Genomic DNA, 22890 nt, shown 5'->3' with positions numbered 1-22890 from the left:
GGGATTGTTCCATGAATGGAACAAAAAGGAACTCTTTCCATCGTTAGCAGTCAAACCTTGCAACTGCTAGAATCACGCGTATGAGGGAAATTACAATGACGTCAACCGCGCTTGTTGCCAATAATCTACCGATCCCCAGCGCGCTGGGTTCGCTGGAGGCGTACATCAGCGGCGTGCACCAGATCCCCGTGCTTACGGCGGAAGAAGAGCACGCGCTCGCCGTGCGTCTGCACGAAGAAAACGACATCGCCGCCGCGCAAGAGCTGATCATTTCGCACCTGCGCTTTGTGGTGCATGTGGCACGCGGCTATAGCGGCTACGGCCTGCAATTGGGTGATTTGATCCAAGAAGGCAATATCGGCCTGATGAAAGCGGTCAAGCGTTTTGACCCCAGCGTCGGTGTGCGTTTGGTGAGCTTTGCGGTGCACTGGATTCGTGCCGAAATGCACGACTTCATCATCAAGAACTGGCGCATCGTCAAGGTCGCCACCACCAAGGCGCAGCGCAAGCTGTTCTTCAACCTACGTAAAAGCAAAACCCGCCTAGGTTGGATGAATGCCGCTGAAGTGAGTGCCGTGGCAAAAGACCTCAACGTCTCCGAGCGCGAAGTGCTGGAGATGGAAGCGCGTCTATCCGGCCGCGATATCGGCTTCGACGCGCCGGATGATGGCGACGACGACCACGCCCCCCCTGCCCCGGTCAGCTACCTCGTCGCCCACGATGCCGACCCCGCTGCCAACTACGAATCTGCCGATAGCGAAGCAGACCAACTGGACGTATTACGCGAAGGCCTAGCCAAGCTGGACGCCCGCTCGCGCGACATCATCCGCCGCCGCTGGCTGGATGAAGACAGCAAAGTCACCTTGCAAGAATTGGCCGACGAATACGGCGTTTCCGCCGAACGCATCCGCCAAATCGAAGCGGGCGCACTGAAGAAAATGAAGGCGCTGTTTGCGGCGTAAGCCACGAGCGCAACGATGCGACCCTACACAGCCCGGAGCGATCCGGGCTGTTTTTGTTTTAGTCTGCTAGGCTGCTCTCAAAACTGCTCGGAAATTACAAATGGATTCTGTAATGCGCATAGCGTTGCTCATTGATGCCGATAATGCCCCAGCAACAAAAATCGAAGTTGTGTTAAGCGAACTTTCGCGGCATGGCATTGCCAACGTTCGACGAGCTTACGGTAATTGGAAAAGCAGCAATCTTCAGAAGTGGGAGGAAGCCCTTCACCCAAACGCTATTCAGCCCATTCAACAATTTGCATACAGCAAAGGAAAAAATGCATCGGATATGGCAATCGTGGTCGATGCTATGGATTTACTGCATAGCGGGCAGTTCGACGCATTCGCCATTGTATCTAGCGACGCTGACTTTACACCGCTCGTGATGCGCTTGCGTGCGCAGAATATGCGCGTTTTTGGTTTCGGAGCCCACCAAGCTCCTAAACCATTCACAAACGCGTGCTCAACTTTTCTGTACTTAGATGAGCCAATGCTTTCTGAAAACGGTAAGCCTGACGAGGCCGCGGTTGTACTGCTCCCAAAGACTTCCATCCAACTACGACAAGACACTGCACTTCTCAACCTTTTGCGCAGCGTCGTTGAAACAGCAAAAGCAGATGACGGATGGTCGCCCCTTGGCATGGTCGGCAGCTACATCGCTAATCGCGGATCCTTCGATGCCCGGAATTACGGCTACCCCAATCTGAGCAGTTTGGTTGAAGCCACTGAAGCATTCGAAATAAAGAAATTGGGCAAGATTGTTTATGTTAAAGCCAAGCCAACTAAAGCGGCTGCCAAAAAAGTGAACCACCCCATCCAGACATCTACACATCAAAAATAACGCTACCTGACGCCGCGAGGCGGCGCCAACCTAAGCTATCAGGCCACTGCTAACCTGAGTTTGCTCACTCCTTGCAAGTCAACGTGCTGGCGTGCAACCCACAAGTCGTGAGCGTCCTGCATGGCGAGCCAACTCTCTGGGCTGCGTCCGATTGCCTTGGAAAGACGCAAGGCCATCTCAGGAGTGACGCGACTGGATCCATTAAGAACACGGCTTAGCGTGGAAGCGGCAACGCCAAGCTTGTCCGCGAGCTCACGCCCGCTGATGTTGTTGGGTTCAAGGTAGATGCCGGAGATGAACTCACCGGGGTGCGGCGGATTGTGCATGCTCATTAGTGGTAGTCCTCATAGTCCAGCACGTATGCGTTTCCATCCTTGAACTCGAATGTGACGCGCCAATTCCCGTTCACGGTGATTGACCAGCGTCCCTTCATTGCTCCTTTGAGCGGATGAAGCCTGAATCCTGGGATGTCCAAGTCTTCAACGACGTGAGCCGTGTCGAGTGCAGAGAGTTGAAGGCGAAGGCGCTTGGCGTGATTTGCTTGAACGCCGGATGCGCTTCCTGTCTCAAACAAACGGCGAAGGCCCTTATGCCGGAAGGACTTGATCATGGTGTGACTGTATCATGTTGCGCACTACGCAACAACAACCTTAGTAAATTAAGCCCCCTGATGACTCATCCCCCTGCCACCGGCAGTCTCCAGCCGCGGCGCAGGGCGAAGTAACGCAGGCCAAAACAGGCCAGTGCGCCCAGCACCATGGCCGGGTGTTGCGGCAGGTTGAATATGGCCGCCAGCGCTACGATAGCGCCGCCCACGAGCGCGGCCACGGCATAGAGTTCGGCCTGCAGCACCACCGGGATGCGCGCCACCAGTACGTCGCGGGCGATACCGCCGCCGATGCCTGTCACCATGCCCAACAGCATCGCGGCGAAGGGGGAAAGACCAAATGCCAATGCCTTGCCGGTGCCCAGTACGGCGAACAGGGCCAGCCCGGCGGCGTCGAATAATTGCACTGGGTTGCGCAGGCGCTCGATGTGCGCGTGCCAGCGGAAGGTGGCGAGCCCCGCCAGCATCGCTGTGACCAGATAGCGCCAGTCGGCCAACGAAGCGGGTGGATGCGCGCCAATCAAAACGTCGCGCACAATACCGCCAGACACCGCGGCCGCACAGGACAGCACCAGTACACCGAACAGATCCAGCCGTTTGCGCACCGCCAACAGGCCACCGCTGAGTGCGAACACGAAGGTGCCCAGCAAGTCGAAAGCGAGCAACAAGGCTTGCACCCACTCGCTTCCGATACTCATTGCATCAACCCAACTTCGCCGCCAACAAGGCTTCCAGCTTGCCTTGGTCCACTGCAAATTTGCGAATGCCGTCGGCGAGTTTTTCTGTCGCCATCGCGTCTTCGTTGTGCTGCCAGCGGAACGCGGCTTCACTGAGTGCGGTCGGGCGCTCGCTGCGCGCCCCATCATCATTCAGCGCACGCACCAACGGTGCTTCGGTTTGCGCCAATTCGCCCAGTAACTCGGGCGAGATGGTCAGGCGGTCGCAGCCAGCCAGCGCCAGCACTTCACCGGTATTGCGGAAGCTCGCGCCCATCACCACGGTTTGGTAGCCGTGCTGCTTGTAGTAATTCCAAATGCGGCTCACCGACTGCACGCCGGGGTCGTCCTGCGCGCTAGCGGGCTTGGCCATGCCATTGGCCAGATGCCAGTCGAGGATGCGGCCGACGAAGGGCGAGATCAGGTACACGCCGACCTCGGCGCAGGCCACAGCCTGGGCGAACGAGAACAGCAGGGTCAGGTTGCAGTGAATGCCCTCGCGTTCCAGCACTTCGGCGGCGCGGATGCCTTCCCAGGTGGAGGCAATTTTGATCAACAGCCGGTCGGTACCGATTCCGGCCTCGGCATACAGGCCCACCAGCTTGCGCGCTTTTGCAATCGTGGCTTCGGTATCGAAGCTCAGCCGCGCATCCACTTCGGTGGAGATGCGGCCCGGAATCAGCTTCAAAATTTCGCCACCGATAGCCACCGCGAGACGGTCACCGGCATCGCTCACCTTGTCATTGCCACTGGCTGCAGCCACTGCGGCCTCGATATGCTCGGCATAGGCTGGGAGTGCAGCGGCCTTCAGTAGCAGCGACGGGTTGGTGGTGGCGTCTTGCGGCTGGAAGCGGGCAATGGCCTCGATATCGCCGGTATCGGCGACCACGACGGAGTGCTGGCGGAGCTGTTCGAGTTGGTTGGTCACGAGGCTTGAAAATAAATTTGGGGGGCTTATTGTCGCTCAATACAGATCCTGCGGGTCCACATCCAGCGACCAGCGCAGCTTGCGCGATTCAGGTGCAGCATACAAAACAGGCAGAACTACATTGAGCGCGGCATGCAATGCGCGCCGCTGCGGCGAGGATACGATCAGCTGCGCCCGCACATAACCTGCGCGACGCGGCATCGGTGCGGGCAGCGGGCCCAGCGCCTCCATGTGGCGTTCATCCAACATGGTTTTGGCGATCTGCAAAAACTGCTGCGGTGGTTCGGTGTGTTGGGCCTCGGCGCGTAGCAGGGCCAGATGCGCAAACGGCGGAAACCCGGCCATTTCGCGCTGGCTCAGTTCTGCACGGGCAAAGGCGTGGTAGCCGCCCTGCACAAGCGTTTGCAGCAGGGGGTGGTCGGGATGATGGGTCTGCAGCAGCACCGTGCCGGGCTTTTCCGCGCGCCCGGCACGGCCGGCCACTTGAATGAGCAATTGCGCCAGTTTTTCACCGCTGCGAAAGTCGGCCGAGAACAGCCCTTCATCGATGCCGACCACCACCACTAGGGTGAGGTTGGGCAGGTCGTGGCCCTTAGCCAGCATCTGGGTGCCGATCAAAATGCCAGGCTGGTTGCCCAGCCGTTCAAAGTGTTTCTGCAAGGCATCGCGGTGGCCGCTACTGGCGCGGTCGATGCGGATCACCGGAACACCAGAAAACCGCTCACAGAGCGCCTCTTCGATACGTTCTGTGCCATTGCCTTGAGGCTGCAAGGCGAGGCTGCCGCAATCGGGACAGGCCAGCGGCGCGGGGCGACGCGTCCCGCAGTGGTGGCACTGCAGGCGCTTGCCGTGGGCGTGTACGGTCATCGCGGTGGGGCGTTCTGGCGTGCTGCAGCGCGGGCAGTGCGCGCTCCAACCGCAGTCGTGACAGAGCAGTACCGGCGCATAGCCGCGCCGATTTTTGAATACCAGCACCTGCCCGCCCGCCGCCAGCGCGGCCGTGATCGCGCCTAATGCATCATCCGATAACCCCGCCTGCAGCGGCCGTTTGCGCACGTCCAACACCCGCACCAGTGGCGGCAACGCCTGCCCGGCACGCTGGCGCAGACGTAGATGGGTATAGCGGCCAATTTGCGCTTGATGCAGGGTTTCCAGTGCGGGGGTGGCGCTGCCCAGCACAATCGGCACGCCCAGCGCCTTGGCCCGCACCAGCGCGAAATCGCGGGCGTGATAGCGGATGCCATCGAACTGTTTGTAACTGCCGTCGTGTTCTTCATCCACTACGACTAGGCCCGCCTCCGGCAGCGGCACGAATACGGCCGAACGCGTGCCCACAATCACCCGCGCCTGCCCGTTGGCGGCCTGCAGCCAGACCGCGGCGCGCTCGCCATCGTTCAGACCCGAATGCAGGGCATGTATCGGCACGCCAAGGCGGGCGCGGAACCGCGCCAGCGCCTGCGGAGTCAGCCCAATTTCCGGCACCAGCACCAAGGCCTGCTTGCCGCGCGCCAGACAATCGGCGATCGCCTGCAGATAGACCTCGGTCTTGCCGCTGCCGGTGACGCCATCAAGCAGGAACGGGGCAAAACCATCGGTCGCGCAGATCGCATCGATAGCCGCTTGCTGTTCGGTATTCGGGGCGAAAGCCGCATTTGGCAGAAAGGGCGGCCGCACCGCCGATGTGGGCAAGGCGCAGCGCTCCACTAGAGCGCGTTCGCGCAGCGTGCGCAGCGGCGTGCGCCAGCCGGGGCTTACGGCGTCCAGCTCGTCTTCCGCCACCAGCGCGTCCAGCTGCAGGGCCAGCGTCTTGGGCTTGCCCGCGCGCATAGACGGCAGCGCGGTGCGGCCAGCCTCATTGAGCTGCCAGCCATAGCGGGCGACTTCCGGTAGCGGTTCGCCGCGCCGCAGTAGCGCGGGGAGCGCCGCCGCCAGCACTTCGCCCAGCGGTGCATGCAGATAGCCCGCCAACCAGCGCAAGGAAGCCAGCAGCTCGCCTTGCAGCAGCGGCTCAGGGTCGAGCACCGCCAGCGCCTCCTTCAGCGCCAGCTCGGGCGCGGCTTGCGCATGCCCCACCATCAGCCCGCACAGCGTGCGGTTGCCAAACGGCACCTGCACGCGCTGCCCCACGGCTACCGCATCGGCGTTAAGCCCCTGCGGGGGCAGGTAATCGAACAGGCGCGGCAGCGGCAGCGGCAAGGCAACGCGCAGGCAGGAGAGTGCAGACATCATGGATGCAGTCTAACGGTGCCACCCAAACTTCTTGCGGATCTTGCGCGCACACATTGAGCGATTTTCACTAAAAATCCGGCAAGTAGTTGTTATTGCAACAGTTCAAGGCTTATCCACACAACCTGTGCATAACTCTGTGCATCAGTGGAAGATGAACAGAATAAAACAGCGTACTAGCACACACTTCGACACTTTGGCGAAAAAATGGCCATCGTTGTCATGGTTAATAAATTCAATCACTTACATTTTGAGCAGCCGAATTATCCACGCTCTAAAAGACCACACCCGAGCTTGACAGACGCTCAGATGCCGCTGTGCACAACTAAACCACGCCGCTCGCCTGTGTTTCCATACGGGAGCGGCAAAAGCGGGGTTCGTCAAGCGCGATTATGAAGCCGACCTACCTCGCTTACCCAACACTTTTGCAAAGATATTCACGAAATGCCGCTAAGTTACGGGGCAGAAAGGAAAAATAACTTATTCACACGCCCTGTGGATAAGTCTGTGTATGAGCCGCGAACAGCCCATGCAAACGGGCGAAATCTCTCACTCCAGCAATGCTGGTGATTTTTTCGCCATATGTATTTTATCCTTTTTAATCAAATACATATCTGTGGAACAAAGATTCACAGACGGGGTTTTTTATGCGGCGCAGCATCCACCAGCCGTTTTATGCAGGCTGTGAACAACCGAAATTACCCACAACCCGCGTCACAGTTTGCGGAGCCGAAGTTGCCCGCGCCGTCAAGCCATTTTTCACAATTTTTTTCCGACCTCCCCACCCGTTTTTGCAAAGGCCAATCGCCGCATCACGCGTTAAGATGACGCGTGATCAAGCGCCTGCCATGACTCAAACCGCCTCTCCGCCTCCCCAGTCGGCAGCGATTTCCGCCTTCTTACGCGGAGTGGAGCGCCGCGCCCAACTGCTCGCCAGCATCCAAACCGGCGACATGGAATCGGCCCATAAGGCCGTCGTAGTAGCCGTGCGGGTGTTTACGCAAGATGCCGACAAATGGCCGATCCCGCAGTGGCCACTGCAGTTTTGGCGGCTGCTCCTCTCTACCCCAGCGATGGGGCGGCAGGAAGCCGGTTCACACAGCCCCCTGCCGGGGGTTACGCGCCTACCTCCCACGCAGCGCGCCGCCGTGCTGCTGCATCTTGTGGCGGCGCTGCAGGAAGCCGACGCGGCCGGTGCGCTAGGGATTGATGTTGCCCACTACCAGCAGCGTATCCGCGAGGCGCTGCCAAAAAGTGCATTGGGCCAACCCGATTTAGACGTTTGGCGCGCATGGAGCGCCGCCGCGCAGCGCGCGCTCGACAAGCTGCCAGACGCCCCCACGACAGCGCCCGCCGTAAGTGCCAATACCGCCGAACCGCCGCGCCGAACCGCGCCGCCCCACCCGCAAGCGCGTTCACTGCGCTGGCTTTGGCTGGCGCTGGGGCTCTTGGCCGCCGCATTTTTGGCGACATTTTTCATTAATACCCAGCGCCAGCATCGGCTGCAGGACAGCTGGTTTCCTAATTTCGAACAACAGCCGCTCCCTGAGACGAACCCGAAGGCGCGGTTTGATCCGAATGACGCGACACTTGATCCAGACCGCGCCATGCTCGTTGCGCCGCAGGAATTGCGTCTTGCGCTGCAACTACCGCTACTGGCGTGGCTCAGCGTTGAGGCAGGTGACCCCGCGCAGCCCGCTGCTGGCGTAGAGGCTGCCGCCAGAACTACGCCATGGCCCCCCGCCCTGCCCGCTTGGCCTGCACCGCCAGTGCAGCGCATCCAGCTACGCGACGCATGGGCGCAGTGGCAGCAGCTCAGTGATTCCGAACGCCAGCAGCTGTGCGACGAGGCCACCCGTTTTGCTGCGCTCACTGATGCTCAGCGACAGGCGCTGCTGCAGCGCTACGCGCAGCTCCCGTTTGACGCGCATCGCGGCTGGCATCTTGGCCCGCAACTGGGGCGTGCATGGCCGCGCATCGCTGCACTATTCACTTATATTGCGCCAGCAGAACGCAACGCCTTGCTACAGCTTTTGCGTAGTCTCTCGCCAGACGAGCTGGAAACGCTTGCGCGGTTAGCACAAACGACCCCCCCGGAAGCGCGCGCTCAGTTCCGTACCCGCCTATTGGCGCAGCACCCCGCGCAGCGCGCCGCATGGTTGCAGGCACGGCTACAGCGCTGAACGCGTCTTACTATGTTCATTTAGCGCCCGCTAAGATGGCCTGCTTCGCGCTGATTTGTTCGCGCCTCTTCTGCCATGAATAGCCCATCTCGCCATCCCTTCCTCCACGAGGCTGGACGCACCCTGCGTCTGGCGGCGCCGCTTGCGGCCGGCCATTTGTCACACGGCTTAGTGGGGCTGGTAGATGCGATGGTGGCCGGTCACCACGGCACGGCCACGCTTGCCGCTGTGTCGGTGGGCGCGGCGCTGTTTTGGCTGCCGATGCTGGCCCCGATGGGCACGCTGATGGCGCTGCCACCGGCGGTATCGCAGCTTGATGGCGCGGGTAAGCGCCACGAAATCGGCCCACTGTTCCGGCAATCACTGTGGTTGGCGCTGGCGCTTGGGTTGGTCTTGCTGGGCCTACTTTCGCTAGTACCTAGCCTACTTGTCCCGATGGGCATCGCCCCCGATATCGTGCCTGGCGTAGTCGGCTTCTTGCACGGCGTGCGCTGGGGCGTACCGGCGTTCGCGCTGTACCTGTGCATGCGCTATCTCAGCGACGGTCTGCACTGGTCGCTGCCGACCATGCTGCTGGGTTTCGGCGGGCTGTGCGTGCTGGCGCCGCTGGCCTATATCTTCACCAATGGGCTCTTGGGCCTGCCAGAAATGGGCGCAGCCGGCATTGGCCTTGCCACCAGCCTGATGTTCTGGTTGCAGGCGCTGGGGTTTGCGCTGTATCTGGCGAAAAGCCGCCGCTTTGCCGATCTCGAACTCTTTTCTCACTGGCAGTGGCCGCAATGGCCCACGCAGCGCCAACTGCTTTCCACCGGCCTGCCGATTGGCGTCATGGTGACGATGGAAGGCGGCCTGTTTGCTGCGACCGCACTGCTGATCGGCCGCCTAGGTGAAGTGCAAGTGGCCGCGCACCAAGTGGCCCTGAACGTGGCCACGATGTGCTTCATGCTGCCATTTGGCATTGCCGAAGCCACCACCGTGCGCGTGGGGCATGCGCTGGGGCGGCACGATTACAGCGCCGTGCGCAGCGCCGCGTTTGCGGGCCTTGCCCTTGCGATGGCCACCCAAGCGTTCTCTGCACTGCTGATGCTGCTGGGCCACAACGCGATTGCTGCGCTCTACAGCGCTGACCCAGCAGTAATCGCGCTGGGCGGCAGTTTGTTGTTATACGCCGCGCTGTTCCAGTTCCCCGATGGCGTGCAGGTTATTTCGGCGGGCGCGTTGCGCGGTCTGCAAGACACCCGCGTCCCCATGGTCATTGCGGCCTTCTCGTATTGGGGCATCGGCATGCCGGTAGGCGCTGGCCTTGGCCTGTGGCTGGGCTGGGGGCCACGCGGTATGTGGCTGGGGCTCACCGCTGGGTTGTTTGTGGCGGCGATTTTGCTGGGCCGGCGCTTTCTGCGCAGCAGCGCGCGATTGTGCGCGAACACGCCGTCATTGCAAAATCGCACTATCGCCATGACCGATACCGCATGAATCCGGCCTAAGACTCAGCTAGCATGGGCAGGCTAGCCGCGCAGACCGCGGCCTCTTTTCTCGGAGCTGTTTCTCATGAATGAACCGCGTCGCCGCGGCCCTATTGCCCGTTTGATCGTTGGCACTTGGGGCGCGCTCAATTTCACCCGCAGGCTGGTGTTCAACCTGCTGTTCTTGTTTGTGTTGGTCATTCTCTTGGTGGGCCTGTTTGGTAGCGGCAAACTGGCCCCGCTGAGTAGCCGCACCACGCTGGTGTTTGCGCCGGAAGGGCAGTTGGTGGATCAGTACAGCTGCGACGCGTTTAGCCGCAGCGTGGCCCGCGCCACCCACAGCAGCGACTGCCGCGAAGTGCGCCTGCGCGATGCTCTGCGCGCCCTCGATGCCGCGCGCACTGATAAGCGCATCGAACGCGTTGCGGTGTATCTCGACGAACTTCAGCCCTCTGGCTTTGCTTCGCTGCGCGATGTAGCCGCTGCACTGGCCAGTGTTCGCGCCGCAGGCAAAGAGATCGTGGCCTACGGCGACGGCTTCAGCCAAGGGCAATACTTGCTGGCCGCACAGGCCAACGACATTTTTATTGATCCGATGTCGCAAGGCGGCGTGATGATCGACGGCCTTGCCTCGTACCGCCAGTACTACCGCGAGGCGTTGCAAGACAAGCTCGGCGTGGACATGCATCTGTTCAAAGTGGGCCAGTACAAATCGGCCGCCGAACCGTATCTTCTCGATGCCGCGTCTCCCGCGTCCAAAGAAGCCGATCTATTTTGGATGGGCGATATTTGGCAGCGCCTGCTTGCCGATATTGGCAAGGCGCGCGGTATTGCACCGGCCACACTTGAAACCTACGCCAACAATCTTCCTGAAGAAGTCGCGGCGGCCAAGGGCGATCTTGCCCAACTGGCGCTGGATCAAAAATTGGTCACAGGCCTGAAGACTAGCGATGAAGTGGACGCGCTGCTCACCAAGCGTGGTGTGGCCGACGAAGACGCCGAAGGCGGTTACCGCCAAGTATCTCTGGACACGTACCTGCAGCACATCGACGGCGCCCTACCGAAGGCCGATACGCGCCCGCAGGTGGCCGTTGTCGTGGCGCAAGGCGAAATCGCCGGTGGTAAGCAGCCCGCAGGCAAAGTAGGCGGCGACTCTACCTCGGCACTGCTGCGGCAGACCCGCGACGACGACAACGTCAAAGCCGTGGTGCTACGGGTGAACTCACCGGGTGGCGAAGTATTTGCTTCAGAACTCATCCGCCGCGAAGTGGACGCTCTGAAGAAAGCCGGTAAGCCGGTGGTGGTGTCGATGGGCGATGTCGCCGCGTCCGGCGGCTACTGGATCAGCATGAACGCCGACCGCATCTATGCCGACCCGTCCACGATTACCGGCTCGATTGGCATCTTCGGCCTGTTCCCCACCATCGACCGCACCCTCAACAAACTTGGCGTCAAAACCGACGGTGTGGCCACCGCGAAGTATGCGGGCGCATTCGACATCACCCGGCCGCTGGACCCGGGCGTGGCCACCACGGTGCAATCGGTCATCGACAAGGGCTACCGCGACTTCACCGGCAAGGTGGCCAAAGCGCGCGGTAAAACCATCGACCAAATTGACAGCGTGGCGCAGGGCCGCGTATGGAGCGGTGCACAGGCGCAAGAACGCGGCTTGGTAGATGCCTTCGGCGGTTTAAGTGATGCCGTGGCCGATGCCGCCGCACGCGCCAAACTAGGCAAGCCGGACAGCTGGCAAACCACTTATGTGGAAGACTCCGTGGTGCCGCTCTCGCAAATGTTCATGGACATGATGCAAAGCAACGCAGGCGCGAAGCTGCTCAACGCCAGCGGCATGGGCGAGCTGCTGCTTGCACGCCGCATCCACGACAGCGCGCCACTGCGCTTTGCGCAAGACGCGTTGGAGCAGCGCGGCAAAGCCCGCGTCAAGGCTTTGGCCTATTGCTTCTGCGAACCAATGTAAGCGTTACTGGCTTTTGGAGTTGCCTATGCATTCCCCCCGCTGGAGCCTTGCCGGACAGCGCGCGCTGGTCACTGGCGCAAGCGCTGGCATTGGCTTTGCCATCTGCCGTGAACTTTTAGGCCTCGGCGCGCAGGTGCTGATGGTGGCACGCGATCCGGAAGCGCTGGAAGCCGCGCGGGCCGAGCTTGAAGACAGCTTCCCCGGCCCGGAAGATGCTGTACTGGCGCTGGCTGCCGATGTCAGCGACGAAGAACAGCGCGCGGAAATCATCGACTGGGCCACCGACCTTGGCGGGCTGCATATTCTCGTCAATAACGCCGGTGGCAACCTCACCCGCCCCGCCGTGGACTACGGCGAAGACCAGTGGCGGGAGATTTTTGAGACCAATGTGTTTTCCGCGTTTGAGCTCTGCCGCCTCGCCTACCCCCTGCTGGCCAAGCACGCCGCCTCCAGTATTGTGAACGTGGGCAGCGTGTCGGGCCTGACCCATGTGCGTACCGGCGCGCCCTACGGCATGAGCAAGGCGGCGCTGCACCAGATGACCACCAATTTAGCGGTGGAATGGGCCGAAGACGGCATCCGCGTGAACGCGGTGGCCCCTTGGTATATCCGCACCCGCCGCACCAGTGCCAAGCTCGCCAACCCTGACTATTTAGACGAAGTGCTGCTACGCACCCCGCTGGGGCGCGTGGGCGAGCCCGAAGAAGTGGCCGCCGCCGTGGCTTTCCTCTGCCTGCCCGCAGCCAGCTATATCACCGGGCAGTGCCTCGCGGTGGACGGAGGATTTACCCGCTACGGGTTTTAGCCTCACAAAAAGAGAATGACCATTCACTCTCTATTACAGAGGGTGCGTGGATCATAGGCGGCCTTAGACTCCATACTTGTCGATGTCGAGGCCCCATGTCCCGCCCTTTCCTGCGCGCTGCGCTGCCGCTTGCCCTTAGTGCTTCCCTGCTTGCTTTAACCGCCTGTGGCAACAAGCCCGCCGCGCAGGGCGCGCCGCCCATGGCGGAGGTGTCGGTGGTGACGCTGAAACCCGAATCGGTGACGTTGACCCGTGAGCTCACCGGCCGCGCCGAAGCCTCACAAGTGGCCGAGGTACGGCCGCAGGCGGGCGGAATCGTGGAGCGCCTGCTGTTCACCGAAGGCGGCAGCGTCAAGGCCGGGCAGCCGCTGTACCAGCTCGACCAAACCGCTTACCGCGCCGATGCCAACAGCGCCAGCGCTTCGGTGGCACGCGCTCAGGCGGAGCTGGTCAACGCGCAGAAGAGCGCCAAACGCGCCGCCGAACTCGCCAAAACGCAGATGATTAGCGGGCAAGACAACGACAACGCACAGGCCGCGCTGCGCCAGGCCGAGGCGGGGTTGCGTGCCGCCCAAGCCGGGCTGCAAAGCGCCAACGTGCCGCTGGGCTTCACCCGCGTCACCGCACCGATTTCCGGCCGCATCGGCCGCTCCAGCGTCACCCGGGGCGCACTGGTCACCGCCAGCCAGGCCGCGCCGCTGGCGGTCATTCAAAATCTCGACCCGATGTATGTGGCCATCAGTCAGTCCAGCACCGAGCTGCTGCAGCTGCGTCGCGAGATCGCTGCGGGTAACCTGCAAGGCAGCGACGCGGTGCCGGTGGATCTGCTATTAGAAGACGGTAGCCGTTACCCGCAGCAAGGCAAGCTCAGCTTTGCCGAAGCCACGGTGGACCCGGCCACGGGCGCAGTCGCGCTACGGGTGATCGTGCCGAACCCCGACCAGCTGCTGCTGCCGGGCATGTTCGTGCGCGCCACCCTCGCCAACGCCCAGCGCAAAGACGCCATTCTCGCTCCGCAGCAGGGCATCACCCGCGACCCCAAGGGCAATGCCACCGCGATGGTTGTGGGCAGCGACGGCAAAGTGGAGCAGCGGCAGGTGGTGGTGAATCGCGCCATTGGCAATAAATGGCTGGTGGACTCTGGCCTTGCAGCGGGCGACAAACTCATCGTGGAAGGCCTGCAGAAGATCGCCCCCGGTGCGCCGGTGAAGGTGACTGAAGCCAGTGCGCCCACGGCCTCTAAATCCGTGGCGGCACGCTAAGCAGGAGCACAAGCGATGGCACGTTTCTTTATCGACCGCCCCATTTTTGCGTGGGTGATTGCAATCATCTTGATGCTCGCGGGCATCCTCTCCATTCGCAACTTACCGGTGGAACGCTACCCCGACATCGCGCCGCCACAGGTCAGCATCAACGCTAGTTATCCGGGCGCATCGGCGCAGGTGGTGGAAAACTCGGTGACCCAGATCATCGAACAGGCGATGCAAGGGCTAGACGGCCTGCAGTACATGTCGGCCAGCAGCCAGTCCGACGGCCAAGCCAGCGTCAGCCTCAGTTTCAAAAGTGGCACTGACCCAGACACCGCGCAGGTGCAGGTGCAAAACAAGCTGCAGACCGCAATGGCGCTGCTGCCGCAATCGGTGCAGCAGCAGGGTGTGCGGGTCAACAAAGCACGCAGCGGCTTCTTGATGGTGACGGCGTTCATTTCCAGCGACGGCCGCATGAACGAGCAAGACATTGGTGATTACATCGCCAGCTCGATCAGCGACCGCATCGCGCGCGTGCCCGGCGTGGGCAGCACCCAGCTGTTTGGCACCAAGTACGCCATGCGGATCTGGCTGGACCCGGACAAGCTCAAGACCTACGACCTGTCGATCGCCGATATCACCGCCGCACTGAAAGCGCAGAACGCGCAGGTGGCGGTGGGTCAGCTCGGTGGCGCGCCGGCGGTCAAAGGCCAGCAGCTCAACGCCACCATCAACGCGCAGGACCGGCTGCAGACGCCAGAGCAGTTCCGCAACATCCTGCTGCGCACCCAAGCCGATGGCGCGTCACTGCGCCTTGGCGACGTGGCCCGGGTTGAGCTGGGCGCCGACAGCTACGGCACCACTTCGCGTTACAACGGCAAGCCCGCCAGCGGCATGGCAGTGATGCTGGCCACTGGCGCCAACGCGCTGGACACCGCCGCCGCTGTGCGCGCGGAGATGGACAAGATCAAACCGTATTTTCCGGCCGGGCTGGAGGTGGTGTATCCGTTTGATACCACCCCGTTCGTGGAAGTATCGATCAAGGGCGTGATCCAGACCTTGATCGAAGCCGTGGTGCTGGTGTTCTTGGTGATGTTCCTATTCTTGGGAAATTTCCGCGCCACACTTATTCCCACCATTGCAGTGCCAGTAGTGCTACTGGGCACCTTCGCGGTGCTGTACGCGCTGGGTTTTTCCATCAATATGCTGACCATGTTCGCCAGCGTCTTGGCCATTGGCCTGCTGGTGGATGACGCCATCGTGGTGGTGGAAAACGTCGAACGCCTGATGAGCGAGGAAGGGCTTTCACCGAAGGAAGCGGCGAAGAAGTCGATGGATCAAATCACCGGCGCGCTGATCGGTATTGGTGTGGTGCTGGCCGCAGTGTTCGTGCCGATGGGCATGATGGGAGGCTCCACCGGCGTGATCTACCGCCAGTTCACCGCCACCATTGTCACGGCAATGGCGCTGTCGGTGCTGGTGGCTATTGTGCTGACCCCGGCGCTGTGCGCGACCATGCTCAAGCCGGTGGCCAAGGGCGGCCATCTCGAACATGGTCACGGCCCCATCGGGCGCTTCCTCGACTGGTTCAATGCCAAGTTTGATGCCGGAAGCCTGCGCTACCAGCGCGGTGTGCGCGGCATGCTCGGCCGCCCCAAGCGCTTCATATTGATCTATCTCGCGCTTGGAGTGGTGACTGCATTGATGTTCCTGCGCACCCCCACCGGCTTCCTTCCGGAAGAAGATCAGGGCGTGTTGATGAATATCGTGCAGGCACCGGTGGGCGCCACTTCGGAACGTACTCAGGCGTCGATCGAGAAGCTCGGTAAGTACTTCATCGACAACGAAGCGGGCAATATCGAATCGGTGTTCACCGTGCAGGGCTTCAGCTTCGGCGGCAGCGGCCAAAACACCGGCATGGGCTTCGTCAAGCTGAAGGACTGGGAAGAGCGCCCGGCGCAAGACCAGTCCGCCTCGGCAATTGCCGGGCGCGCGATGGGCGCGCTCTCGAAGATCAAGGACGCGATGGCCTTCACCATGTCGCCACCGGCCATTCAAGGTCTAGGTTCCACCGCTGGGTTCTCCTTCAACCTGATGGACAACGGCGGGCTGGGCCACGAAGCGATGATGGCCGCGCGTAACCAGTTCCTTGGCCTTGCCAAGCAAAGCAAATTGATCACCGGCGTGCGCCCGAACGGGCAGGAAGACCAGCCACAGCTGCGGCTTACCATCGACCATGCCAAAGCGCAGGCGTTGGGGCTGTCGATTGCCGATATCAATAGCAGCCTGAGTACCGCTTGGGGCGGCAGCTATGTGGATGATTTCATCGACCGCGGCCGGGTCAAGCGCGTCTATCTGCAGGCCGACGCGCCGTTCCGCATGCTGCCCGGCGATATGAACCGCTGGTCGGTGCGTAACGCCAGTGGCCAGATGGTGCCGTTCTCGTCCTTCGGCAGTGCGCATTGGGAATACGGTTCGCCGCGTCTGGAGCGCTACAACGGCAGCGGCTCGCTGGAAATTCAGGGCCAAGCCGTCCCCGGCGTAAGCTCCGGCGATGCCATGAACGAAGTCGAACGACTGGTGGCCCAACTGCCAAAGGGAATTGGTCTGGAATGGACTGGGCAATCGTTCGAAGAGCGCGCGGCTGGCAACCAGTTGGTGCTGCTGTATGGGTTATCGCTGCTGATCGTGTTCCTCGCGCTGGCTGCGCTGTATGAAAGCTGGAACGTGCCAACCGCGGTATTGATGGTGGCCCCCTTGGGCATCCTCGGCGCGGTGCTGTTCACCCTGCTGCGCGGGTTGGAGCGCGACGTGTACTTCCAAGTGGCGATGTTGACCACGGTGGGTCTGACCAGCAAAAACGCGGTGCTGATCATCGAGTTTGCCAAGCAGTATTACGATCAAGGCACGCATCTGATCGAGGCGATCATGCACGCAGTACGCGATCGCTTGCGCCCGATCGTAATGACCTCGCTGGCGTTTGGCCTTGGCGTGTTGCCGATGGCCAAGGCGGTTGGTGCTGGCTCCGGCGCGCAGATCGCGATCGGTACCGGCGTGCTGGGCGGGATGATCGTCGGCACTACGCTCGGCATTTTCTTCATTCCGCTGTTCTATCTGGTGGTGGTGCGCTTGTTTGACCGCAAGCGCGCCCATCAGCATGGAGCTGCACCGATGACGCAAGAGAGCGATCATGGCTGATCCGTCGCGCGCGCAGGCCCAGCGCAAGCGTATTTTGGATGCCGCGCAGACGTGCTTTGCCGAGCGCGGCTTCCACGGTGCGTCGATGGCGAAAATTGCCGAGACCGCGCAGATGAGCCCGGGGCTGATCTACCGATATTTCGAAAGTAAAAGCCAAATCATCCGCAGCATTGTGGAACTGCAGCTGGAGCAGATCGCCGACGAGATCAACCATCCCAAACATAGCCACCAATCGCTGGCCGAGCACATGTTTGACGATTTCTACACGCGCCGCCGCCGTCACGAAGATGACCGGCTCTGGATGGACCCAGGGCTGATTATGGAAATCTCCGCCGAGGCCGCGCGTGATCCAGTGATCGGCGTGGCGCTGCGGCGCTTTGATGAAACCGTACAAGCACGCATCGAAGACTGGTTGCGCAAACCTCAAACGCAGGGCGGCCTTGGCATTGCCGAGGCCGACGTACCAGCCAAGGCGCTCATGCTGCGCCTTGTTATTGAAGGGCTAAAAGTGCGCCAAACACGCCAACCCGACCTCGACCCGGCGCTACTGCGTCGGTGTTTGGATCAACTCGTGCAGCCGCTACTGGGTTAGTTCAAAGCCACGCTAGCTCTCGGCTGGTGACTTCCCTGCCTTCAACACTAATGCTCCGGCCTGAGTGCAATTCCTGATCTGCTAATCTCTCAATTCGTTCAAGCCAACTCAGCGTTATTTTGCAATGAGGGTCTCGTGGCATCACTAAAACTCACTCGTGCAGTTGCTACACGTTCCAAGCTGAAACGTGAAAGCCTCATGCCAGCCGAATCGACTGGCGCAATTCTTGGCAATTGGTATGTCACGCTCACCAAAGTCGATGACGTGAACGTATTCGTCTACATGAGTGAGCGCACACTTATTAGCTTTGTCATGACGGAAGGCGAACGAATCACCCCCGGGAAATTGTTCACTTCATTCATCCGCGGCCTGTTGCTCGTCCTAGAAATGGCAGGCTATTCGGGCGCAGTCTTAGATCGCATTCTTCATGACTATTCCACTGGCACCGTATCGCCTGCAAATGACCCCTCTTTGCTCGGATCATTGACTAACATCGCTTTGGACTACGCGGCCTTCATTGAGCATGATGGAGGCCTATCTCGTTGCAGCATCAGCGAGATCGTCATGCACATCAATTCGCTCCCGTCCAAGCGCCTTGGCTTCAAAAGCCCTCTGGAAGTGACCGCAGCACTGCTACAAAGCGTTGCGACATAACCATTCGTATTCAAGCCGAACGCGCGTCAGCTTAACCCAGTATTAGATTGCGCACGGAGCAGGGTGTTGTCTCTTCGCAAGTGATACTGTAGTGTCACTTCATGCGCACTGAACTCGTCACCACCCTCAAGCGCCAAGCCACTGACTTGCTGGCGGATATTGAGCGCAACAAGAAGCCGATCCTGATCACTCAGCACGGCCTCCCAAGCGCCTACCTTGTTGACGTTGAGACCTATCAACTGCAGCAAGAGCGCATGTCCATCCTGGAAGGCATTGCCCGTGGGGAGATGGCCGTGTCAGAAGGTCGCACTCTCACTCAGACGCAAGCCGAGAAACGCCTATCCAAATGGCTCAAGTAATCTGGACCGAGCCAGCCATCGCAGATCTTGAAGCTATCGCAGACTACATCGCGCTGGAGAACATCGCTGCCGCTGGCGCGTTGGTACAACGTATTATGCTGCGCGTTCGCCAATTAGCAGACCATCCAGAGAGTGGCAGCCGCCCCAAAGAACTCGGCAGTCGTACACGCTATCGGCAACTCGTCGAACCGCCCTGCCGAATTTTTTACAGATTTGATGGTCAACATGTTTTTATCCTGCACGTCATGCGGACAGAGCGTTTACTAAGGCGTAGCGCACTCAGACGACAAGAGCCACACACCTAACAATTCCATAAGGAGCTTCCCGTCAACTCCGAGTGCATGAGTTTCTTGCCTGAGCTTTGAGGCATTTGCTTTCGTCCTGTTTTGTTGTTCGTTATTTCGGGATCACTCGCCAGAGTGATTGGGTGATCAAAGCGTTGCCAGAGTGCAATTCCTGATCTGCTAATCTCGATACCCACTTAGAGGCTGGCTGGGTGACTTTGGGCCGTCACTCTTCTTCGGTAATGGGCGGTAGCGTTTCGTCCGCGCCATTGTCACTCCAACTATTACCGAATGAAGCCCGATTTCCCAACCATGCAGAAACACTTTCTGCCCGATCATACGGCAACGCTAAATGCTTGCGCTGCTTTTCGAACACTTGTGCCAGCGAGACGCACAGACGCTCGATTGCCACCGACACAGGGCTCAGCCCTTCCTCCGTTTGAATGCCCCGTGCCATCATCAAGGACAACTCCCGCTTGTTGGGTGTATCCACATCATAGCGCCCTAGATCGGCCAACTGCCTGACTTGCGCATCCACCAATGGTCGGAACGGCTCCATCACGTCATCCACTAGACGCAGCGCATTGGCATCATTGGCATGATGCAGCGGCATGCCGGGATGAAGCCCTGTAGCAAGAAGATGCCGCGCCACAGTAGCACGCAGCACGGTATAGCCGTAGTTGAGCATGGCATTGATGCCTTCGCCATCTTGTTCCCGGCGAAAATGATGGCCGAACAGCAACCGCCAATAGCGTCGCGCACCAACGCCTTCCATATTGCGCGCATCTCCTGACGTCACTTTTGGGATCAATGCGCGCAATGGTGGCTCCGGTAGCCCATACGCACCCAGCGTTGCCGCTTGCATTCCGAGCTTCTTGCGAATTAACTCCTGCCATAGCCGCTTCTTGGTTGGAAGCGATGCCGCTGCTTGCGCATCCAGCCGCGCTCCTTGGCGATGATGGCTGTCCACTGCGCAGATGATGCCTGCGGGCATGTGGTTCTTGCCGCACAGTACGATGGGACAACCGCGTTCAACTAGCGCGACCAGTAAATTGTTGCTGTACACCAAGCCGTGCGCGTTGCAGATCAGTGCCGCAATGTCATCCAGTGGGACACGGCCTTGCTCGGCCCCCCGATGCGACACCACAAGAAACCCGCGCTCTTTATGCAGATAGCGCGAATCCCCTGCAATTTCGACAACGCGCCCGATCATGCCAAAACTACCCCTCCGACAGCCTCTCCAAGCAAGTGCGAACCAAGCGGGCCAGTTCAGGAAGGTCCTGCTGGATCGTGTTCCACACGATCTCATAATCGACTTCGTGATAGCCATGCGCCACCACGTTGCGCAATTTGTACGCGCTGGTGAGTGGTAACTCCGGATGGTTGGCCGCGAAGTCCGGGAAACGCTGCAACAAGTGCTAACTGGCCTCACCAATAACTTCGAAGTTACGTGCAACCGCATCCCGCACGATATGGCTCATCAGGAACTGCGCCTTGTCCACCGTCCGTACGTACTCGGAAATACGCGCCTGCGCCTCCACAATATCGGCAAGGTAATCACGCAACCGTCGTTCGGCATGCTTCATACCGGCACGGCCTCGGCGAGCACCTCATCACGGAACCGCATCGGCAATGCCTTTGGCGTCAATACGTCAACAGAGACGCCAAGCAACTGCTCGAGCTCATGGATGATGCTACCAATATCGAACAGAGTGATCCCCGGCGTGGGGTCGATCAACAGATCCAGATCACTAGCCTCGGTGTCCTCGCCATGCAGCACCGATCCAAACACACGCGGACTGGTTGCGCGATGCGCTGCCACGACCCGGCGGATCGCGGCACGGTGCTGCTGCAGGGCTTGAGAAGGCTTCATAGCCTAAAGATTACCGCATTAGCCAAAAGGATGTTATCGCATGGTCACGCCTTGAAGCCTGTGTCGTTAACGTAACCAAGGACGTCAACTCCGACCAACCGCGCGGCGAGTTGTCTCAGGCCATCCGGCGATTTTTGTAAATACTGGAAGCTTTCATCGACTCGCACATCATCTCCATCCTGTACCTTCCTGGCCTGTTCCTTCCGAAGTCTGTTGCGAGCATCTGCATTGGCCTCGTTATGTTCAGACATGATGATCTTCCCATCGGAGAATTGTGCAACGCACATCAACTTGTATCGCCCATCGTGCTCCAATTTCAGAATATCCCCTTGACGCAAACGCATCACCAGCGGCTTGCCGGATTTGTATGCCTCTTTGGAACGAAGACCGAAGCCGGGGCGGTTAGCGGTATAGATGTCCACGACATCACCACCCCACTTGCCGTTATCCAAGCGGTAGATGTCATAGCAGTAATTCCCATCGCCTTTCACGTAGCGATACAGGGCGTCGCGCAAGGTATTGCGTTCCTCCAGCGTCAATGCCCGCTCTTCCAAGCCATCGATGACGCGCAGGTTGTTCAGTTCCTGCAAGACACGGAACTGCTGCTGCAAGGGCGACCATAGCGGCTCGCGAAACTCCTCGACCTCGAAAATGCAGCGGCCGGGCTGGACAGGTAGCAAGGGCCGCTGGAACAGCAGCGTGTCACGCAAAAAGGCGCGTGCTTCTTCCGTGCAGATATTCGGATGATGTGCCGACTGTGCGGCCCACAGCGCGTCGAATTCCTCGGCAACCATCGCGCGCTGCGTGTAGAGCAGGTACTCCTTGCCGTCTGCCGTGGTGCGCGCACGCACGGTTTCGCGCTGAGCATGACGCTTGGCTAGGTACTCGCCCATCGTCCGGCAACCTTCGGTCTTGATCTGCTCGCGCGTCTTGATAATGGCTGTCGCAATTTTACCAGCCTCATTTTCATCTTCACCCTTCGACTTCCGACTGCTCTTGAAGCCGCGCCGCTTGGCGAGGTGGTACAGTGCGCGCCCTAACTCGGAGGCGATCAGCGGCTCATCCAAGCCTTTGCGGCGTAGCTCGTACGGGTCGAGCGCTGACAGTGCGAGCCGTTCGCCATCGTCATTAGGCAGCAGACCAAAACGAACCAGTCCATCCATGAAACGCGCCATGCGCTTGAGCACGCGATCATGCCGACGGCGCATCTGCCGTGCGGCGCGGCGATCCGCTGCCAGTGATGCCAACGTCTTGGGGCTGCGGCCATCGGAAAAAATCCGCGCCCCCGCGCGAATAATGCCGACGGGCTAATCATCGTCATTCAACTGCAGCACGCACCAGCCGATCGAATTGGTGCCAATATCCAAACCCAAGCGATAGCGTTTCTTGAACTTCATTCGCCTCTCCCTGTTGACGCAACACTTCCCCGCTGCTAGCTTTGATTCTAGAAGTAGATCAGGAATTGCGCTCTTTCCGGCAACAAGCTGAAAGATGCACCAAATCTGAGGGCCGGCCTAGTCGGCCCTTGTCTTTTCTACTCGCTTCCAGTCTCAGCGATTGAGACTCCCTTAGCTGCAGTCACGGGCGAGTGCGGTCAGGCCTGACGGCGGTTATTCACCAACGATTCCACCACCGACGGATCGGCCAGTGTGGTGGTATCGCCGAGCTGGTCCGGCGCGTTCTCGGCGATCTTGCGCAGGATGCGGCGCATGATTTTACCGCTGCGGGTTTTTGGTAGGCCGGGTGCCCACTGTAAAAAGTCCGGTGTAGCGATCGGGCCAATTTCCTTACGCACCCACGTGATTAGCTCTTTGCGCAGCTCTTCGCTTTCCTGCTCACCCGCCACGAGGGTGACGTAGGCGTAGATGCCTTGGCCTTTAAGATCGTGCGGGAAACCCACCACGGCGGCCTCGGCCACCTTCGGGTGCAGCACCA

Annotated in this window: 20 protein-coding genes and 2 pseudogenes; 12 read left to right on the top strand and 10 right to left on the bottom strand. The window is 60.2% G+C overall.

The features are described 5' to 3' along the window. Positions 1 to 95: 95 nt before the first annotated feature. Positions 96 to 962, top strand: coding sequence for an RNA polymerase sigma factor RpoH (rpoH, locus tag KUL77_RS05435; RefSeq protein ID WP_297144286.1), 867 nt, complete (start codon positions 96 to 98; stop codon positions 960 to 962). A gap of 100 nt (positions 963 to 1062) precedes the next feature. Continuing rightward, positions 1063 to 1842, top strand: a complete 780-nt coding sequence (locus KUL77_RS05430) for an NYN domain-containing protein (protein ID WP_297144285.1) — start codon at positions 1063 to 1065, stop codon at positions 1840 to 1842. A 38-nt stretch (positions 1843 to 1880) separates the two neighbouring features. Here KUL77_RS05430 and KUL77_RS05425 read toward each other — a convergent pair whose 3' ends face one another. The 5 genes from KUL77_RS05425 to KUL77_RS05405 all read right to left on the bottom strand — a co-directional run bounded on the left by KUL77_RS05425 (position 1881) and on the right by KUL77_RS05405 (position 6322). Then, on the bottom strand, positions 1881 to 2174 hold the full coding sequence (locus KUL77_RS05425; protein WP_297144284.1) for a HigA family addiction module antitoxin: 294 nt from the start codon (positions 2172 to 2174) through the stop codon (positions 1881 to 1883). Next, complete coding sequence (locus KUL77_RS05420; RefSeq protein ID WP_297144283.1) at positions 2174 to 2452, bottom strand: type II toxin-antitoxin system RelE/ParE family toxin; 279 nt, start codon at positions 2450 to 2452, stop codon at positions 2174 to 2176. Before KUL77_RS05420 ends, KUL77_RS05425 begins: the two co-directional genes overlap by 1 nt. Positions 2453 to 2517: 65 nt before the next feature. Beyond that, positions 2518 to 3147: a trimeric intracellular cation channel family protein gene (locus tag KUL77_RS05415; protein ID WP_297144282.1), complete on the bottom strand. Its 630-nt coding sequence runs from the start codon at positions 3145 to 3147 to the stop codon at positions 2518 to 2520. A 4-nt stretch (positions 3148 to 3151) separates the two neighbouring features. After that, the gene (gene tal, locus KUL77_RS05410; RefSeq protein WP_297144281.1) at positions 3152 to 4093 is read right to left on the bottom strand and encodes a transaldolase; all 942 of its coding nucleotides are present in this window, start codon (positions 4091 to 4093) and stop codon (positions 3152 to 3154) included. Between the two features lie 36 nt (positions 4094 to 4129). Continuing rightward, positions 4130 to 6322 (bottom strand): primosomal protein N', encoded by a 2193-nt coding sequence (locus KUL77_RS05405; RefSeq protein ID WP_297144280.1) that lies wholly within the window; start codon positions 6320 to 6322, stop codon positions 4130 to 4132. An 845-nt stretch (positions 6323 to 7167) separates the two neighbouring features. Between KUL77_RS05405 and KUL77_RS05400 the strand changes: the two genes are divergently transcribed. The 10 genes from KUL77_RS05400 to KUL77_RS05355 all read left to right on the top strand — a co-directional run bounded on the left by KUL77_RS05400 (position 7168) and on the right by KUL77_RS05355 (position 19103). Next, positions 7168 to 8502 (top strand): hypothetical protein, encoded by a 1335-nt coding sequence (locus tag KUL77_RS05400; protein WP_297144279.1) that lies wholly within the window; start codon positions 7168 to 7170, stop codon positions 8500 to 8502. 75 nt (positions 8503 to 8577) lie between these two features. After that, entirely contained in the window at positions 8578 to 9975 is a 1398-nt protein-coding gene (locus tag KUL77_RS05395) for an MATE family efflux transporter (protein WP_297144278.1), read from the top strand. 75 nt (positions 9976 to 10050) lie between these two features. Beyond that, positions 10051 to 11943 carry a signal peptide peptidase SppA gene (gene sppA / locus KUL77_RS05390; RefSeq protein WP_297144277.1) on the top strand — a complete coding sequence of 631 codons (1893 nt, stop codon included), beginning with the start codon at positions 10051 to 10053 and terminating at the stop codon, positions 11941 to 11943. A 25-nt stretch (positions 11944 to 11968) separates the two neighbouring features. Then, entirely contained in the window at positions 11969 to 12748 is a 780-nt protein-coding gene (locus KUL77_RS05385) for an SDR family oxidoreductase (RefSeq protein WP_297144276.1), read from the top strand. A gap of 95 nt (positions 12749 to 12843) precedes the next feature. Beyond that, positions 12844 to 14010, top strand: a complete 1167-nt coding sequence (locus KUL77_RS05380; protein ID WP_297144275.1) for an efflux RND transporter periplasmic adaptor subunit — start codon at positions 12844 to 12846, stop codon at positions 14008 to 14010. A 15-nt stretch (positions 14011 to 14025) separates the two neighbouring features. Next, the gene (locus KUL77_RS05375) at positions 14026 to 17193 is read left to right on the top strand and encodes an efflux RND transporter permease subunit (RefSeq protein WP_297144274.1); all 3168 of its coding nucleotides are present in this window, start codon (positions 14026 to 14028) and stop codon (positions 17191 to 17193) included. Beyond that, positions 17186 to 17785, top strand: a complete 600-nt coding sequence (locus KUL77_RS05370; protein ID WP_297144273.1) for a TetR/AcrR family transcriptional regulator — start codon at positions 17186 to 17188, stop codon at positions 17783 to 17785. The genes KUL77_RS05375 and KUL77_RS05370 overlap by 8 nt, the downstream gene beginning before the upstream one ends. A gap of 135 nt (positions 17786 to 17920) precedes the next feature. Further along, a complete protein-coding gene (locus KUL77_RS05365) occupies positions 17921 to 18439 on the top strand; it encodes a hypothetical protein (protein ID WP_297144272.1) in 519 nt (172 codons plus the stop codon). A gap of 101 nt (positions 18440 to 18540) precedes the next feature. Further along, positions 18541 to 18798, top strand: a complete 258-nt coding sequence (locus KUL77_RS05360; RefSeq protein ID WP_297144271.1) for a type II toxin-antitoxin system Phd/YefM family antitoxin — start codon at positions 18541 to 18543, stop codon at positions 18796 to 18798. Next, on the top strand, positions 18786 to 19103 hold the full coding sequence (locus tag KUL77_RS05355) for a type II toxin-antitoxin system RelE/ParE family toxin (protein ID WP_297144270.1): 318 nt from the start codon (positions 18786 to 18788) through the stop codon (positions 19101 to 19103). Before KUL77_RS05360 ends, KUL77_RS05355 begins: the two co-directional genes overlap by 13 nt. Before the next feature lie 205 nt (positions 19104 to 19308). On the opposite strand, the gene cas1 is transcribed toward KUL77_RS05355, so the two are convergent. The 5 genes and pseudogenes from cas1 to KUL77_RS05330 all read right to left on the bottom strand — a co-directional run. Then, complete coding sequence (gene cas1, locus KUL77_RS05350; protein WP_297144269.1) at positions 19309 to 20295, bottom strand: type II CRISPR-associated endonuclease Cas1; 987 nt, start codon at positions 20293 to 20295, stop codon at positions 19309 to 19311. 7 nt (positions 20296 to 20302) lie between these two features. After that, a pseudogene (locus KUL77_RS05345) lies at positions 20303 to 20668 on the bottom strand (DUF86 domain-containing protein). Beyond that, positions 20665 to 20955, bottom strand: coding sequence for a nucleotidyltransferase family protein (locus KUL77_RS05340; RefSeq protein ID WP_297144268.1), 291 nt, complete (start codon positions 20953 to 20955; stop codon positions 20665 to 20667). Before KUL77_RS05340 ends, KUL77_RS05345 begins: the two are co-directional and overlap by 4 nt. A 44-nt stretch (positions 20956 to 20999) precedes the next feature. Then, entirely contained in the window at positions 21000 to 22250 is a 1251-nt protein-coding gene (gene cas9 / locus KUL77_RS05335) for a type II CRISPR RNA-guided endonuclease Cas9 (RefSeq protein ID WP_343231538.1), read from the bottom strand. A 299-nt stretch (positions 22251 to 22549) separates the two neighbouring features. Beyond that, positions 22550 to 22890, bottom strand: a pseudogene (locus KUL77_RS05330) (acetyl-coenzyme A synthetase); the annotation flags it as partial.

Origin of the sequence: Thermomonas sp., from assembly GCF_019104945.1 — a bacterium.
In the GTDB taxonomy this organism is placed as follows: domain Bacteria; phylum Pseudomonadota; class Gammaproteobacteria; order Xanthomonadales; family Xanthomonadaceae; genus Thermomonas.
This window is presented reverse-complemented; position numbering and strand designations above follow the sequence as displayed.

Coding starts and splice junctions, on each gene's coding strand:
- rpoH (WP_297144286.1), top strand. CDS start 96: ATGACGTCAACCGCGCTTGTTGCCAATAATCTACCGATCCCCAGCGCG.
- KUL77_RS05430 (WP_297144285.1), top strand. CDS start 1,063: ATGGATTCTGTAATGCGCATAGCGTTGCTCATTGATGCCGATAATGCC.
- KUL77_RS05425 (WP_297144284.1), bottom strand. CDS start 2,174: ATGAGCATGCACAATCCGCCGCACCCCGGTGAGTTCATCTCCGGCATC.
- KUL77_RS05420 (WP_297144283.1), bottom strand. CDS start 2,452: ATGATCAAGTCCTTCCGGCATAAGGGCCTTCGCCGTTTGTTTGAGACA.
- KUL77_RS05415 (WP_297144282.1), bottom strand. CDS start 3,147: ATGAGTATCGGAAGCGAGTGGGTGCAAGCCTTGTTGCTCGCTTTCGAC.
- KUL77_RS05405 (WP_297144280.1), bottom strand. CDS start 6,322: ATGATGTCTGCACTCTCCTGCCTGCGCGTTGCCTTGCCGCTGCCGCTG.
- KUL77_RS05400 (WP_297144279.1), top strand. CDS start 7,168: ATGACTCAAACCGCCTCTCCGCCTCCCCAGTCGGCAGCGATTTCCGCC.
- KUL77_RS05395 (WP_297144278.1), top strand. CDS start 8,578: ATGAATAGCCCATCTCGCCATCCCTTCCTCCACGAGGCTGGACGCACC.
- sppA (WP_297144277.1), top strand. CDS start 10,051: ATGAATGAACCGCGTCGCCGCGGCCCTATTGCCCGTTTGATCGTTGGC.
- KUL77_RS05385 (WP_297144276.1), top strand. CDS start 11,969: ATGCATTCCCCCCGCTGGAGCCTTGCCGGACAGCGCGCGCTGGTCACT.
- KUL77_RS05380 (WP_297144275.1), top strand. CDS start 12,844: ATGTCCCGCCCTTTCCTGCGCGCTGCGCTGCCGCTTGCCCTTAGTGCT.
- KUL77_RS05375 (WP_297144274.1), top strand. CDS start 14,026: ATGGCACGTTTCTTTATCGACCGCCCCATTTTTGCGTGGGTGATTGCA.
- KUL77_RS05370 (WP_297144273.1), top strand. CDS start 17,186: ATGGCTGATCCGTCGCGCGCGCAGGCCCAGCGCAAGCGTATTTTGGAT.
- KUL77_RS05360 (WP_297144271.1), top strand. CDS start 18,541: ATGCGCACTGAACTCGTCACCACCCTCAAGCGCCAAGCCACTGACTTG.
- KUL77_RS05355 (WP_297144270.1), top strand. CDS start 18,786: ATGGCTCAAGTAATCTGGACCGAGCCAGCCATCGCAGATCTTGAAGCT.
- cas1 (WP_297144269.1), bottom strand. CDS start 20,295: ATGATCGGGCGCGTTGTCGAAATTGCAGGGGATTCGCGCTATCTGCAT.
- KUL77_RS05340 (WP_297144268.1), bottom strand. CDS start 20,955: ATGAAGCCTTCTCAAGCCCTGCAGCAGCACCGTGCCGCGATCCGCCGG.